Raw genomic sequence first — 14,300 nt, forward strand, 5'->3', positions numbered from 1 at the left:
CGCCAGAGGAGTTTTGCAACGTGACATCAGTCGCTGCGTCTGCCGAACTGATCGCCGAACTACGAGCGGCGCTTGGGGCGGAGGCTGTCATAACCGAACCGGAAGCGTTACTGACCTACGATTCCGACGGTAGCATGCTGGTTGCCCATCCACCTGCAATCGTGGTTGTGCCAACCACTGCCGAACAGGTGGCTACTGCGGTACGACTGGCTGCCCGCGCTGGTCTGGCAATCGTGGCGCGTGGCGCCGGTACCGGTATTGCTGGTGGGGCTGTACCACTCTGCGGAGGCATGGTAATAAGCACGGCTCGGATGGACAACATTTTAACGGTTGATGTGCGATCACGTCTGGCTATTGTGCAGCCTGGCGTGGTCAATGCCGACCTTAACGCCTATCTTGCACCGCTGGGGTATCAGTTTGCGCCCGATCCCTCTTCGCAGCGTGCTAGCACTATCGGCGGGAATATCGCGACCAATGCTGGTGGTCCGCATTGCCTCAAATATGGGGTAACGAGTAATCACGTCCTGGCGGTTGAAGTTGTCGATCATACCGGACATCGCTACTGGAGCGGTGATGGCGTTCTTGATCCTATTGGTTACGATCTGACCGGCTTGCTGGCAGGGAGTGAAGGAACCCTCGGTGTGGTAACTGCTGCGATTGTGCGGCTGACCCCATTGCCCGAAGCGGTGAGAGTGGTACTGGCGCTCTTTCCGTCAGTGGTTGCGGCTGCCGCAGCCGTTAGTGCGGTGATCGCAGCCGGTTCGTTACCTACCTCGCTCGAAGTGATGGATCACAATGCCATTCGGGCAGTAAACAGCGCTTACAGTCTAGGTTTGCCAGAAACGACCGGTACTACCGCATTGATTATCGAAGTTGATGGTGTGCAAGATGGCCTTGACGATCAACTCGATCAGATCATCGCCATCTGTCATCAGCACGGTGCATTTGATGTACGTCCGGCACGCGATCCGGCAACGCAGGCGCGGGTGTGGACAGCAAGGAAGTCGGTTGCGGGGGCTATTGGCCGCCTTGCGCCTGCCTATTACCTGGTCGATACGGTTGTGCCCCGCACCAGATTGCCGGTCATGATGGAGCACGTTGAACGATTGCGGGCTGAATATGGGATGGAAGTGTGTAACGTGTTCCATGCTGGCGATGGCAATTTGCATCCGCTGGTGCTCTACGATCCACGCGATCCGGATCAACGCCAACGGGCGCATGCGATTGCGGCCGGTGTGCTAGAACTAAGTATCGCCCAGGGTGGGGTAGTAAGTGGCGAACACGGCATCGGCCTGGAGAAATGTGAGTATTTGCCACGTTTCTTCTCACCTGCTGAACTGCAATTGCACGCCACAATCCATCAGGTCTTTAATCCAACCGGTTGCTTTAACCCGGCTAAGATATTTCCGCCTGACACAACCCCGGCTGCGCTGGCAGCGGCTCGCGCGGCCCGTCTGCAACAGCGTGACCCGACAATAATCCAGAATCTACCTATTCCCGGTTCGTTTGTAGCGCCAGAAACACCCGCTGCCGCCGCAGAGGTGATCAATGCCTGTCATCACGCGGGGATACCGGTTGTCGCGACGGGTGGTACTGTAGCGCGCTCGTCGCAAGCGGTAACTGTTTCGACAATGCACTGGCGGGGAATATTGGTTTACGAACCAGACGATCTGACGATTAAGGTGGCCGCCGGTACCACTCTGGCCGAACTACAGGCAATCCTTGCCCCGCATCGTCAGATGCTCCCCCTTGATCTGGCCGACCCACACCAGAGTCTGGGCGGGCTGGTCGCGATGGCAGTTGATGGCCCCCGTCGGTTAGGGTATGGTTCCTGGCGCGATTGGGTGCTGGCACTCGATGTTATTGAGCCTGACGGCATCCAGGTTCGGTTAGGGGCGCAGGTTGTGAAGAATGTGACCGGCTACGATCTGGTGAAATTGTACGTTGGGAGCGCTGGTACACTTGGGGTCATCACCGCAGTAGCGCTGAAAGTCTTCCCTCAACCACCAGCAAGTGCAACGCTGCTCGGACAATTCCCCGATTCGGCCTCGGCTTGGGCGTTCATCGATGATCTGGCTACCAGTCGCCTGCTACCAACAGCAGTTGAATATCTGGCCGATCATCATGCTATCGTTGTCGCAATGCGTACCGAAGGCCATCCGGCGGCAGTCGAGCGCCATATCCATCAAGCAACCATCATGGCTCAGCGTTATGCTGCATCGGTGACCGCTGTTCGCGATACCGACGAGACGAACTTCTGGCATCAGACCGTAGCTCGTTATGCACCGATGAGAGAACAAGTGTTGCTGCGAGTCGGTGTCTGGCCGGCACACTGTGCAGCAACGGTACAGGCTATCACAGCGCATGCTCATCATCGGCAGGTGACGGCAGCAGTTACGGCTCACGCGCTCAATGGGATCATCTACATCCAGGTTACCGGTGATTTCCAGCAGATTGCCGCATTCCATAGCGATCTTGCCGCTGCATTCCCGCATACTCACTTGTTAGCCGCACCGCCAGATTTCATACCACATGCGGAAAGGTGGGGACACTTACCGGCTGCCCGCGACCAGATGCGGGCAATCAAAGTTGCTATCGATCCGCACAACCAGATGAACCCAGAAGCATTTTGGTTTGCCGATAATCGTCTATAAGCGAAAGAGGAGAACGACCCGTGACTGTTACTCAGGCATCGTCATCATCAACTCAGCCGACCATCCCGTTGATCGGTTTTAGCATCAAAGATAAACCAAGCTCTGACATTATCAATACCTGTGTGCATTGTGGATTATGTCTCTCGTCGTGTCCGACCTACCGTGAAACCGGATTAGAAATGGCTTCGCCGCGCGGACGGATCTATTTGATGAAAGCGGTTGACGAAGGGCGCATCAGCCTTGCCAGCGAAGTTTTTCAAGAGCAGATGAGCCTGTGTCTGAATTGTCGTGCGTGTGAGGCTGTATGTCCTTCGGGGGTGCAATATGGCGCCATCCTTGAGGCCAGCCGGGCCCAGATCGAGCAGGCACGCGCCGGTAAAGCCGGGCCACCGGCCATACCAGGCACACCAGAACCGAAGTTACCTCCCCGTCCGCTCTGGCAACGTGCCCTGCGTGGAGCTGTCTTCGGAGTGCTGTTCAAGCGGATGGAGGCATTCCGGCTCTTTTCAACAATGATGCGGCTCTATCAGCGTAGTGGCATCCAATGGCTTGCTCGCAAGAGTGGTCTGCTCAAGCTCCTCGATCTGGCCGATACCGAAGCGATGTTGCCGCCAATCAGCGATCACTATAGCGTGCCACGCGGTCAGATTTTCCCGGCAGAGGGTGAACGTCGCTACAGTGTCGCTCTGCTGACCGGTTGCATCATGAGTACTGCTTTTGCACACGTGCACGAAGCAACCATTCGCGTCTTGCGCAAAAATGGCTGTGAGGTCATTCTACCGCCCGATCAGGGGTGTTGTGGTGCGTTGCACACTCACGGCGGGGATCTCGACGGTGGTCGCGAGTTAGCTCGACGTAATATTGCGGCATTTGAAGGATTAGGGGTTGATGCAATTATTGTCAATGCTGCCGGTTGTGGCAGCACGCTCAAAGAATATGGTCACCTCCTGCACGATGACCCGGAATGGCGTGAACGCGCCGAGCGGTTTAGCGCCAAGGTAAAAGATGTCCATGAATTTCTTGCCGGTATTGACTTCAATCGCAGTGAATTAGGCCGATTGAACATCACGGTGACGTATCAAGAGCCGTGCCATCTGGTACACGCTCAACGCATCAGTGCACAGCCACGGGTATTGTTGACTGCCATCCCCGGTCTCACCCTGAAAGAAATGCCCGAATCCGCACTGTGCTGTGGGAGTGCCGGTATCTATAACATCACTCAGCCCGACATGGCGATGAGTCTTGGCGCCCGCAAGATTGATAATGCCCTTACCACCGGTGCTGAGATTATCGCCACAGCAAACCCTGGCTGCGCATTGCAATTAGCGGGAGAACTACGCCGCCGCGGAAAGAATGTTCAGGTGCGGTATATTATCGAATTGCTCGATGAGTCCTATCGGGTATTTGCAGCCACTGCCTGACAATTCTGGCAAGTAATTTCTCACAGACCTGTGCAGCCAATAGATTGTGAGATGGCTTGCACAGGGCTTGTTCATGTTGCGCGTTTTCTGCAAGGTATGCTACTATAATTGTACAAGTCGGCACAAAGATCACGCCGAAACTGGCGATAAATTCGGTAGTTAGCTCGCAACAATAATACCCATACTGTAAGCATCATGTCTGGTTTGGAAAACTGTAAACTACGCTATTCCTGCTAGATACCAAACCTAGACACGACAAGTATCAGCTTGTCAGCATTGATGGGCTAGCTTTCTGTTATAATCACAAGTGATTGAATGTGCCCGAATTCACAAGTTTGAGGGCGGGATTGGAACCGCTACGTATCTAGTCTGGCCACACCAATGAGTGAGATGAATCTTCACCCTGCCAAGCCTGAGATCGAGGCTGTCCGCGCCCAGTTACAGCAAGTGCGCGGCAAGCAATTCTGGCGTTCGCTCGATCAACTGGTCGATACGCCGGCCTTCCGCGAACTGCTCGCCCGTGAATTTCCCCAGGGTGCGAGTGAGTTGAGCGATCCGGTGTCACGTCGTTCGTTCCTCAAACTGATGGGAGCATCGTTGGCGCTTGCCGGTCTTTCTGGCTGCACCTTCGCGATCAAACAACCGCAAGAGCAGGTTGCGCCCTTTGCCCGTGCACCGCGTGATCAGATTCCGGGTATTCCCAACTACTACGCTACTGCCGTGACCCTCGATGGGTTTGCGCTTGGGGTTACGGTGAAGAGTAACGAGGGGCGTCCAACCAAGATCGAAGGGAATCCGGTTCATCCGGCCAGTCTGGGCGCAACCGATGTATTTGCCCAGGCCGAATTACTGGCTCTCTACGATCCTGATCGCCCTGAGACGGTACGGCGTAGCGGTTTGCTGAGCACGTGGGAGACATTCCTGACGGCAATTACCGAAATGTTGCAGGTGCAACGTGCTTTGCAAGGCCAGGGGTTACGGGTACTGACGCCAACAATCACGTCACCAACGCTGCGGGCGCAGTTGAACGAACTGCTGACGACGTTTCCAGCAGCGCGTTGGGTTCAGTATGATCCGGTAGGGCGCAGCAATACGTATGCCGGTACAAAGCTGGCGTTTGGGGCGCCGTATGAACCTCGCTACGATTTTACGCAGGCTGATGTTGTGCTGGCGCTCGATGCTGATTTTGTTAGTGAAGGGCCTGGTCGGGTACGCTATGCCCACGATTTGATGCAGCGGCGACGGGTTCGCGCCGAGACCGACACGATGAGTCGTTTGTATGTGGCTGAGCCGGTGTTTTCACCAACCGGTGCAATTGCTGATCATCGGCTGGCAGTCTCGGCTGGTATGATTGGGCAATTAGCAGCAGCAGTGGCAAATCAGTTGGGGGTCGCTGCGGTTGCACCGGCAACTGGTCTGAACGAGAAGCAGCAGCAGTGGGTATCGGCTGTTGTAGCGGATTTGCGGCGAGCTGGCTCGCGGGCGGTCGTTATAGTCGGGGAAGAACAGCCACCGGTTGTGCACGCCATCGCTCATGCGATAAATCTTCAGCTTGGTGCTGTGGGAACAACTGTTGAATATACAGAACCGGTTGCGCAACCATCTGATCCCCAAGACCTGCTGACCCTGGTGAACGATTTGCGGGCCGGAAGCGTCGAGTTGCTGGTTATTATCGATAGTAATCCGGTCTTCACCGCACCGGCTGATCTGGGTTTTGCCGAGGCAATGCGGCAAGCAAAACAGACTGTTGTGCTCAATCCTTATGAAGATGAGACGGCAGCTCTGGCAACGTGGTTTATCCCGCTAACCCATCCTCTTGAATCGTGGTCAGATGCGCGTGCCTATGACGGCACAGCAACGATTATTCAGCCGCTGATCCGCCCTCTATACAGCTCGCGGTCGGCACATGAACTTGTGGCTGCCCTGAACGGCAATATCGGGGTAACCGATTACGATATTGTGCGTGCGTACTGGCAGCAGCAAACCGGTCTCGAAGATGCTGCATTCGACGACTTCTTCAAGCGCGCACTTAGCTCAGGTATTGTCGAAGGTTCGCGCTTCGCTCCGGTTCAGGTGTCGCTCGTCAATGGCTTGCGGCTTGAAGCACCGGCGCCATCAGCCGGTCTGGAGTTGATCTTCCGGCCTGATCCGGCGATCTGGGATGGTCGCTTCGCAAATAACGGTTGGTTGCAAGAGTTGCCACGTCCAATGACGAAACTGACGTGGGATAATGCGGCGCTGGTCAGTCCACGTACCGCAATTCGTTTGCTCAATTTACCTTTCGATCCGAATAGCCTGTCTGCTCCCGGACGGGCTCGTGAACAGGCGCTGGAACGGCTGACCGGTGAGAACGGCCGCATGATCGATGTCACCACACCGGTTGGCACACTACGACTCCCAATCTGGATCGTACCCGGTCATGCGGAAGATACCATCACGGTGACCCTCGGCTATGGTCGGCAGCAGGGTGGTCGCGTGGCAGAGGGCGCCGGTTTTAATACCTATCGTTTGCGCCCAAGTGCTGCACCGTGGCTGGTTGCCGGAGTCGGTGTAGCTGCAACCAACGAACGTTATCTGCTGGTAAGCACCCAAGATCACTGGACGCTCGAAGGGCGTGATGTGGTGCGCGCCGGTGAATTTGCTCGCTTCAAGGAAGACCCCAAGTATATCGCTAAAGAGATCTATGCCGAGAAGTACGGTTCGCCTGAGCGGAAGCCGAAGTATCAGTCATTGCTACCGGTATCGTTGCCTGGTTATGATTACAGCACCGGTAATCAGTGGGGGATGGTGATTGACCTGTCGGCGTGTATCGGCTGTAATGCCTGTGTGATCGCCTGTCAGGCTGAAAATAACATTCCTATTGTTGGCAAAGAGGAGGTTGCTCGTGGACGTGAGATGCACTGGATCCGCATTGATCGCTACTACGCTGGAGAGGACCTCGACAATCCCGAAGCATACTTAATGCCAATGACCTGCGCGCATTGTGAACAGGCGCCCTGTGAGTTGGTCTGTCCGGTTGCTGCTACTGTTCACGATGCCGAAGGTATCAACAACATGGTCTACAACCGCTGTGTTGGAACGAAGTACTGCTCGAACAACTGTCCCTTTAAGGTGCGCCGGTTTAACTTCTTGCAGTATAGCGACCTGACCAGCGAGAGTCTGAAGCTGATGCGCAACCCAGAAGTGACGGTGCGTAATCGCGGTGTGATGGAAAAGTGCAGCTACTGCGTACAGCGGATCAGCGCAGCACGGATCAAGGCGAAGGTCGAAGGTAATCGGCCTATTCGCGATGGTGAGGTAGTCACTGCGTGTCAGCAAGTTTGTCCGACCGAGGCGATTATCTTTGGCAATATCAATGATCCTGATAGCCGCGTGGCTAAGATTAAGAAGCAGCCGCACAACTACACCGTGTTCGATGAGTTGAATCTCAAGCCGCGTACAAGCTACCTGGCACGGGTGCGCAACCTCGGTGAAGGGCTTGATGGTGGGCACAGTGCAGGGTAAGAGCAGATCGGCCAGGGAAAGCTGGCTGGTGCTAGAAACGAGTATTGGCGTATGAAGTATTCTATTCGTCAATCAATTCTGGCTCGGGTAGTGCGGCTGGCCTGGTTGCCGCTCTGCCTGGTGCTGGTTGCCTGTCACGTTGACATGTATGACCAGCCTAAATATAAGCCGAATGATGTGAGCAATTTCTTTCCAGATGGGCGCGCAATGCAGCCGCCGCCTGCTAATACGGTGCCGTTGAACAGTTATAACCCCAACTCGCCATTAATGACTGGCCGGGTCGAGGGTCAACTGGCCGATCAGTTACCACCAGAGATCAAACTTGATGCCGCCCTGCTTGCCCACGGACAGTCGCGCTACAACGCTTTCTGCGCTCCGTGTCATGGATTGGTCGGTGATGGTCAAGGTGTGATTGCTTATCGCGGACCAATGACGGTACCAAGTTTGCATCAAGATCGATTGCGCACGGTGCCCATCGGCTATTTCTTTGATGTGATCACGAACGGTATTGGCAGAATGTACAGTTATGCGGCCCGTATTCCGCCTGAAGATCGCTGGGCGATTGCGGCGTATATTCGTGCCCTGCAACTGAGCCAGAATACCGATGTCGCTTTGTTAAGTGAGGCTGAGCTGGAACGAGTTAAAGCCGGTCGCTAGGCTAGAGAGTGAGAGACGCGACGTATGTCTGCCCAAATCTTTCCGCGTAATGCAAATGCGATCTTCCTGGCCAGTCTCTTTGGCCTTGTAATGCTGATAGTAGGGACGATTGCGGCGATGGTCGGTTTCTACCTCTCGCCATGGTATACTGATGTAGGGGTGGCCAAAGCACAGCCGGTTCCATTTAGCCATAAGCATCACGTCAGCGAGTTGAAGATCGACTGTCGGTATTGTCACGCTACAGTCGAGAAAGCTGCTCATGCAGGCTTTCCGGCAACCGAAACCTGCATGTCGTGCCATTCCCAGGTTTGGACAACCAGCCCCTTGTTGGAAGTAGTTCGTACCAGCTATCAGACTGGCGAGCCGGTGGTTTGGAACCGTATCTACGACTTGCCTGATTTTGTCTACTTCAACCATTCGATCCATATTGCCAAGGGAATTGGTTGTAGTTCGTGCCACGGTCGGATCGATCAGCAACAGTTAGCGGCCAAAGCTCAACCACTGTATATGGGATGGTGTCTCGGTTGTCATCGCGCTCCTGAAGACCACATTCGCCCGCGTGAAGAGGTGTTCAATATGGAGTGGGATGTCAATTCGCTCTCGTTGGCCGAACGGCAGCAATTGGTGAAAGAATACCAGATTCCTACCGATGGCCGCCTGACCAACTGCTTCGTGTGCCATCGCTAGAGGAGACGTTACTATGAGTCATGCTCACGTTCACAGTGAAGGGCCTTCTGCCGAGAGTCTGGCGCTGAATCACGAAGTGAGTGATGCGCGGTCACAACCGATCGTCTGGGGTGTGGTGATGGTAGCCGGCGTGTTGATTCTCGCCTTCGTGCTGATGGCAGGCGTCCTGGCAGTAACCGCTGGTTCGGTCGCCGACACTAGCAACACACTTTCAAGTAGTGAGGCGACGCAATTGCAATTGCCGCCAGCGCCACGCCTCGAACAAAATCCGCGGATTGACGGTGATCGGATTATCGCGGAAGCTAACGAACATCTCGAAAGCTATGGCTGGGTCAACGAACGAGCCGGTCGTGCTCATATTCCGATTGAGCGTGCGATGGAATTGCTGCTTGAGCACGGTTTTGATGCGGTGAAGTGATGAATTTCATCATCCTAGATCGTGAGATGGTGTGATGAAACGCCGGTATTGGATAACGTTCGTTGCTTGGTTTGCTGTCCTGTTGTGGATGCCTGCGGTCGCGTTAGCCCAGGGCGGTAAGCCGAATCCGGCAGATGGCGTTGCCTTCGAGCAGCGGATGGGTGAACAGGTTCCGCTCGATGCCCGTTTTATCGACGAGCAGGGCATTGAAGTTCGCCTGGGGCAATTCTTTACTACTGGTCAGCCAGTGGTGCTCGTGATGAGCTATTACGAGTGCCCAATGCTCTGTTCGTTTGTGCGTGAAGGTGTGTTGGCGGCGCTACAGCAGGTACCGCTGACTGCCGGGCAGGATTTTCAGGTGGTCAACATCAGTATTGATCCACTCGAAACACCGATGATGGCGGCGGGTGTTAAGACCTTAACCTTGCAGCGCTATGCGCGGGCCGGTGCTGAGCAAGGGTGGCATTTCCTGACCGGAAGTGAAGAGCAGATTCGGCGGGTCGCCGATGCAATTGGTTTCAAATATTACTACGATGAAACCATTGATCAGTATGCCCATGCTGCCGGTTTTGTTGTGCTAACGCCGCAAGGAAAAACTGCTCGCTACTTCTTCGGGATCGAGTTTAACGCATCTGATCTAAGGTTGGGTCTGGTCGAGGCGTCAGCCGGAAAGGTCGGGAACGTCATCGACCAAATCCTGCTTCTGTGCTATCAGTACAACCCTGTTACCGGTAAGTACACGCCGACGATTATGACGATTATCCGCATTGCCGGTGTGCTTACCGTTATCGGGATTATTACGCTCATTGTGACGTTGAGTCGCTCGACACCTGGCGGTCATCTACCGCCACCACGCGAATCGGTGCCAGCTTGATGGTAGTAGTAACCGGGGCAGGAATGCGCCTCCAGACAGGACGAACGTATGCGCGATTTTCCATTATTTCCTGATCAGGCATCAACCTTTGCAACGCAGGTTGATCAGCTCTACTTCTTCCTGGTAGCCCTGAGTCTGATTTTTGCTGGGGTGTTACCGTTCGTCATTCTCTATCTCATCGTTCGCTATCATCGCAGTCAGAAAGTTGACCGGAGCAATCCTGTTAATTCCAATTTAAAGTTAGAGCTGACCTGGACCATTATTCCGCTCATTCTGGTCATGCTGGTCTTTTTCTGGGGTGCATTTCTCTATGTCCAGATACGAACGCCTCCAATGCGCACGCTTGATGTCTACGTGATCGGTAAGCAATGGATGTGGCATGTGCAGCATCCGAATGGGAAGCGTGAGAATAATGAACTGCATGTTCCGATTGGGCAGCCGGTCAAGCTCATTATGACATCACAGGATGTCATCCATAGCTTTTACATTCCAGCATTCCGCGTGAAGCAAGACGTGCTACCTGGTCGGTATACGGTCATGTGGTTTCAGGCGACGAAGCCTGGTGAATATCACCTCTTCTGTGCAGAGTATTGTGGTACCGAGCACTCGCTGATGATCGGGCGTGTAGTAGCGCTACCGTTGGCTGATTACGAACGCTGGCTGGCTACCCCTGGTCCAGTCATCTTGCCGGACGGTTCAATTGATACTGGTCGGCCAACAGTGGTTGCCAGCCCTGGCGATCCAATGGCTGCCGCCGGTGCTCAGCTCTTCACTAACCTCGGCTGTGCGGGGTGCCATGCGATGGCCGGTGGTGGGGTAGGACCGAGTTTAAAGGGTCTGTACGGGGCAACCGAAAAGCTGAACGATGGATCGACGGTGACCGCCGATGAGAATTATCTGCGCGAATCGATTCTGAACCCGAATGCAAAAATTGTTGCCGGCTATGCACCGGTAATGCCGTCGTATCAAGGGCAGATCAGTGAAGATCAACTCAACCAGTTGATTGCGTACATTAAGTCATTAGCAGATACGGGGAATTAAGCCTATGGCGACGCTTTCTCTTCCACAGAGCAGCTATATTCGCGACAACTCGCGAACTTTTACCGAGTGGCTCAAGTCATGGTTGCTGACAGTTGATCACAAGCGGATCGCAATTCTCTATTTGTTGTCGATCAACTTCTTCTTTTTGCTCGGTGGTCTGGCCGCCACATTAGTGCGGGTCGAGTTGATTACGCCGCAGGGCGATCTGATGTCGTCTGATGTCTACAACCGGGCGTTTACGTTGCACGGCGTGATCATGGTCTTCTTCTTTCTGATCCCGTCGATCCCGGCCGTGCTGGGGAACTTTCTGGTGCCGTTGATGATTGGCGCCCGTGATCTGGCTTTCCCGCGCTTAAACCTGCTAAGCTGGTATCTCTACATGATCGGTGGTCTGTTTGCCCTGATCGCTGCTGTGTTTGGTGGGGTTGATACCGGTTGGACATTCTATACGCCATTCAGTTCAACCTACTCAAACTCAAATGTGGTGATGACGATTACCGGTGCATTCATTATGGGGTTCTCCTCTATTCTGACCGGACTCAATTTTATCGTCACCATCCACAAGATGCGGGCGCCGGGCTTGACCTGGTTCCGCTTACCATTGTTCATCTGGGCGAACTACGCGACCAGCATTATTCAGATTCTGGCTACGCCGGTATTGGGGATTGCCCTGTTGCTGGTCGTCGTTGAGCGCTTGTGGGGAGTAGGTATCTACGATCCGGCACTTGGTGGTGATCCGCTGCTCTTCCAACACCTGTTCTGGTTTTACTCACATCCGGCGGTTTACATTATGATCTTGCCGGCGATGGGTGTCATTAGTGAGTTGATCAGTACCTTCTCGCGCAAGCGTATTTTTGGCTACGAGTTCATTGCCTTTTCGAGTATCGCCATCGCAATTCTGGGCTTCCTGGTCTGGGGTCACCACATGTTCGTCAGTAGCCAGTCGGTGTACGCAGGGCTGATCTTCTCGTTTATCACGATGCTGGTGGCTATTCCTTCGGCCATTAAAGTCTTTAACTGGACGGCAACGCTGTACAAGGGTTCGATCAGCTATCGCACACCGATGCTCTATGCGTTGGGCTTCATCGGTTTGTTTGTGATCGGTGGTCTGACCGGTATTTTCCTTGGGGTAACGGCGGTTGACCTGCACGTGACCGATACGTACTTCGTGGTAGCGCACTTCCACTATGTGATGGTAGGTGGTACGATTATGGCTTACCTGGGTGGAATCCACTTCTGGTGGCCGAAGATGACCGGACGGATGTACAACGAGACGTGGGGTAGTATTGCAGCCTTGATCATTTTTGTTGGCTTCAATATGACCTTCTTCCCGCAGTTTATTCTCGGTTATCTGGGAATGCCGCGGCGCTATCATGTCTATCCGCCAGAGTTCCAGGTTCTGCACGTGATGAGCACTGCTGGGGCGAGTATTCTGGCGATTGGGTTCATCGTGCCACTGATTTACCTGGGTATCTCATTGCGGAAGGGTCGCATTGCCGGTGATAATCCGTGGGGCGCAACCGGACTTGAGTGGAAGACTTCGTCGCCGCCACCCACCTATAATTTTGACAAGACACCAATCGTAACCGAAGAGGCGTATGCGTACCCGCCTGAAGCGGCTGAGCGCGATGCAGCATCATGGCGACCGGGTTCGCCGCTCTAGAGCAGGGTTCGTGGTTGTCGAGGTTGGTTGGTCAGGTTCAGCGTGGTAACAGTTGTCGGCAGTGACATTGACAGGTTAAGGCAGAGGAGAGAGCGTTGGCAACGATTACTCATGAAGAGGCACATGTGCATGTTCACGGTCCCGAACTGCAACATCAGTTCGAGACACCAGAACAGCAGAAAGAAGCAGCCACGCTAGGCATGTGGGCCTTTCTCGTCACCGAAATCATGTTGTTCGGTGGTATCTTCATGGCCTACATCGTCTACCGTTGGGCCTTCCCTGAAGCGTGGGAAGAGGCGGCGGCTATGCTGAATACGCCGCTTGCAGCGGTAAATACGGTTGTGCTGCTGGTAAGCTCGCTAACGGTCGCACTAGCAGTAAATGCCGCCGAGGAGGGAAACAAGCGGCGTTTACTGACTATGCTCGTGTTGACCATGATACTTGGTCTAACCTTCTTGCTCATTAAGGGTTACGAGTATAGTGAAAAGTTTGCCCACTGCGCTGGCGCTAAAGATCCAATCAGTTGGATTACCGGTAGTGATTTGCATGAGAGTCACGAGTGTCTGGTGCCGGGCCGAAACTTCATGTTTCCGAGCGAGCATGGAGCAACGAGCAGTGGTCATGGACATGGAGCAGCCAAGACTGGTCTGATGCAGTCTGGACATCAGCTCTTCTTCTTCCTCTACTTTTGCGCGACCGGTCTGCACGCCATTCACATGATCATTGGCCTGGGGGTGATGAGTACGATTACGGTGATGGCGTTACGGAATACGTTCTCGCCGACGTATTACACACCGGTCGAGATTGGCGGTCTCTACTGGCACCTGATCGACATCATTTGGGTCTTCCTCTTCCCACTGTTCTACCTGGTTTAGGAGGTTGCGATGGCCGAGCAACACGTACATCATACTGCTCATCACCACAGCGCCGGGCATGCCCATATTTCGCGGGGAACCTACTATCGAGTCTTCGCAGCGCTGATGGTGCTTATGGTGCTGACCGTCGCTGCCTGGTGGGTTGAGAAGAATCTGATCGAGATGCCGGGCTGGCTGGCCGTCACGATTGCGATGACGATTGCGATTGCCAAGACGGTACTGATCGTGCTCTATTTTATGCACGTGAAGGTGAGTTCCCGAATTACGCAGGTGTATGCGGCAGGTGCGTTTGTCTGGCTGATTATTCTGTTTGTGATTACGATGGGCGATTATTTTGCTCGTGGTTGGCCGCCCCAAGCCGGACCGTTGCCGTAAGGGTGTATTTGGTTTCTCGAAGGGGGACAGACGTATTTGGTCGGGCAGGCATTGCACCGGTTAAAGAGATATGTTACACGAGGGGCGGTCAAGATACCGCCCTTTGTCTATAATATGCGGGCCGGAGGTTC

The 14,300-nt window shown here is 54.3% G+C and carries 11 protein-coding genes; all 11 read left to right on the top strand.

From position 1 onward, the window contains the following. Nucleotides 1–20 precede the first annotated feature (20 nt). The 11 genes from JE47_RS0108230 (at nt 21) to JE47_RS0108280 (ending at nt 14,169) form a co-directional block, all read left to right on the top strand. Nucleotides 21–2,654 (top strand): FAD-binding oxidoreductase, encoded by a 2,634-nt coding sequence (locus tag JE47_RS0108230; RefSeq protein ID WP_031459295.1) that lies wholly within the window; start codon nt 21–23, stop codon nt 2,652–2,654. 20 nt (nt 2,655–2,674) lie between these two features. Continuing rightward, entirely contained in the window at nt 2,675–4,075 is a 1,401-nt protein-coding gene (locus tag JE47_RS0108235; protein ID WP_031459296.1) for a (Fe-S)-binding protein, read from the top strand. A 381-nt stretch (nt 4,076–4,456) separates the two neighbouring features. Then, on the top strand, nt 4,457–7,579 hold the full coding sequence (locus JE47_RS0108240; RefSeq protein WP_031459297.1) for a TAT-variant-translocated molybdopterin oxidoreductase: 3,123 nt from the start codon (nt 4,457–4,459) through the stop codon (nt 7,577–7,579). 51 nt (nt 7,580–7,630) lie between these two features. After that, nucleotides 7,631–8,236: a c-type cytochrome gene (locus tag JE47_RS0108245; RefSeq protein WP_031459298.1), complete on the top strand. Its 606-nt coding sequence runs from the start codon at nt 7,631–7,633 to the stop codon at nt 8,234–8,236. 24 nt (nt 8,237–8,260) lie between these two features. Then, nucleotides 8,261–8,923: a cytochrome c3 family protein gene (locus tag JE47_RS0108250; protein ID WP_031459299.1), complete on the top strand. Its 663-nt coding sequence runs from the start codon at nt 8,261–8,263 to the stop codon at nt 8,921–8,923. Between the two features lie 13 nt (nt 8,924–8,936). Beyond that, the gene (locus JE47_RS0108255) at nt 8,937–9,341 is read left to right on the top strand and encodes a hypothetical protein (RefSeq protein ID WP_031459300.1); all 405 of its coding nucleotides are present in this window, start codon (nt 8,937–8,939) and stop codon (nt 9,339–9,341) included. A 34-nt stretch (nt 9,342–9,375) separates the two neighbouring features. Further along, nucleotides 9,376–10,215 carry an SCO family protein gene (locus JE47_RS0108260; RefSeq protein WP_031459301.1) on the top strand — a complete coding sequence of 280 codons (840 nt, stop codon included), beginning with the start codon at nt 9,376–9,378 and terminating at the stop codon, nt 10,213–10,215. Nucleotides 10,216–10,263: 48 nt separating this feature from the next. Then, a complete protein-coding gene (coxB, locus tag JE47_RS0108265; protein WP_031459302.1) occupies nt 10,264–11,256 on the top strand; it encodes a cytochrome c oxidase subunit II in 993 nt (330 codons plus the stop codon). Between the two features lie 4 nt (nt 11,257–11,260). Next, on the top strand, nt 11,261–12,919 hold the full coding sequence (ctaD, locus tag JE47_RS0108270; protein ID WP_031459303.1) for a cytochrome c oxidase subunit I: 1,659 nt from the start codon (nt 11,261–11,263) through the stop codon (nt 12,917–12,919). Nucleotides 12,920–13,014: 95 nt separating this feature from the next. Then, the gene (locus JE47_RS0108275) at nt 13,015–13,794 is read left to right on the top strand and encodes a cytochrome c oxidase subunit 3 family protein (protein WP_031459304.1); all 780 of its coding nucleotides are present in this window, start codon (nt 13,015–13,017) and stop codon (nt 13,792–13,794) included. Between the two features lie 9 nt (nt 13,795–13,803). Further along, complete coding sequence (locus tag JE47_RS0108280) at nt 13,804–14,169, top strand: cytochrome C oxidase subunit IV family protein (RefSeq protein ID WP_031459305.1); 366 nt, start codon at nt 13,804–13,806, stop codon at nt 14,167–14,169. The last annotated feature ends 131 nt before the right edge of the window (nt 14,170–14,300 follow it).

The organism is Chloroflexus sp. MS-G (assembly GCF_000735195.1).
In the GTDB taxonomy this organism is placed as follows: domain Bacteria; phylum Chloroflexota; class Chloroflexia; order Chloroflexales; family Chloroflexaceae; genus Chloroflexus.

Coding starts and splice junctions, on each gene's coding strand:
- JE47_RS0108240 (WP_031459297.1), top strand. CDS start 4,457: ATGAGTGAGATGAATCTTCACCCTGCCAAGCCTGAGATCGAGGCTGTC.
- JE47_RS0108245 (WP_031459298.1), top strand. CDS start 7,631: ATGAAGTATTCTATTCGTCAATCAATTCTGGCTCGGGTAGTGCGGCTG.
- JE47_RS0108250 (WP_031459299.1), top strand. CDS start 8,261: ATGTCTGCCCAAATCTTTCCGCGTAATGCAAATGCGATCTTCCTGGCC.
- JE47_RS0108255 (WP_031459300.1), top strand. CDS start 8,937: ATGAGTCATGCTCACGTTCACAGTGAAGGGCCTTCTGCCGAGAGTCTG.
- JE47_RS0108260 (WP_031459301.1), top strand. CDS start 9,376: ATGAAACGCCGGTATTGGATAACGTTCGTTGCTTGGTTTGCTGTCCTG.
- coxB (WP_031459302.1), top strand. CDS start 10,264: ATGCGCGATTTTCCATTATTTCCTGATCAGGCATCAACCTTTGCAACG.
- ctaD (WP_031459303.1), top strand. CDS start 11,261: ATGGCGACGCTTTCTCTTCCACAGAGCAGCTATATTCGCGACAACTCG.
- JE47_RS0108280 (WP_031459305.1), top strand. CDS start 13,804: ATGGCCGAGCAACACGTACATCATACTGCTCATCACCACAGCGCCGGG.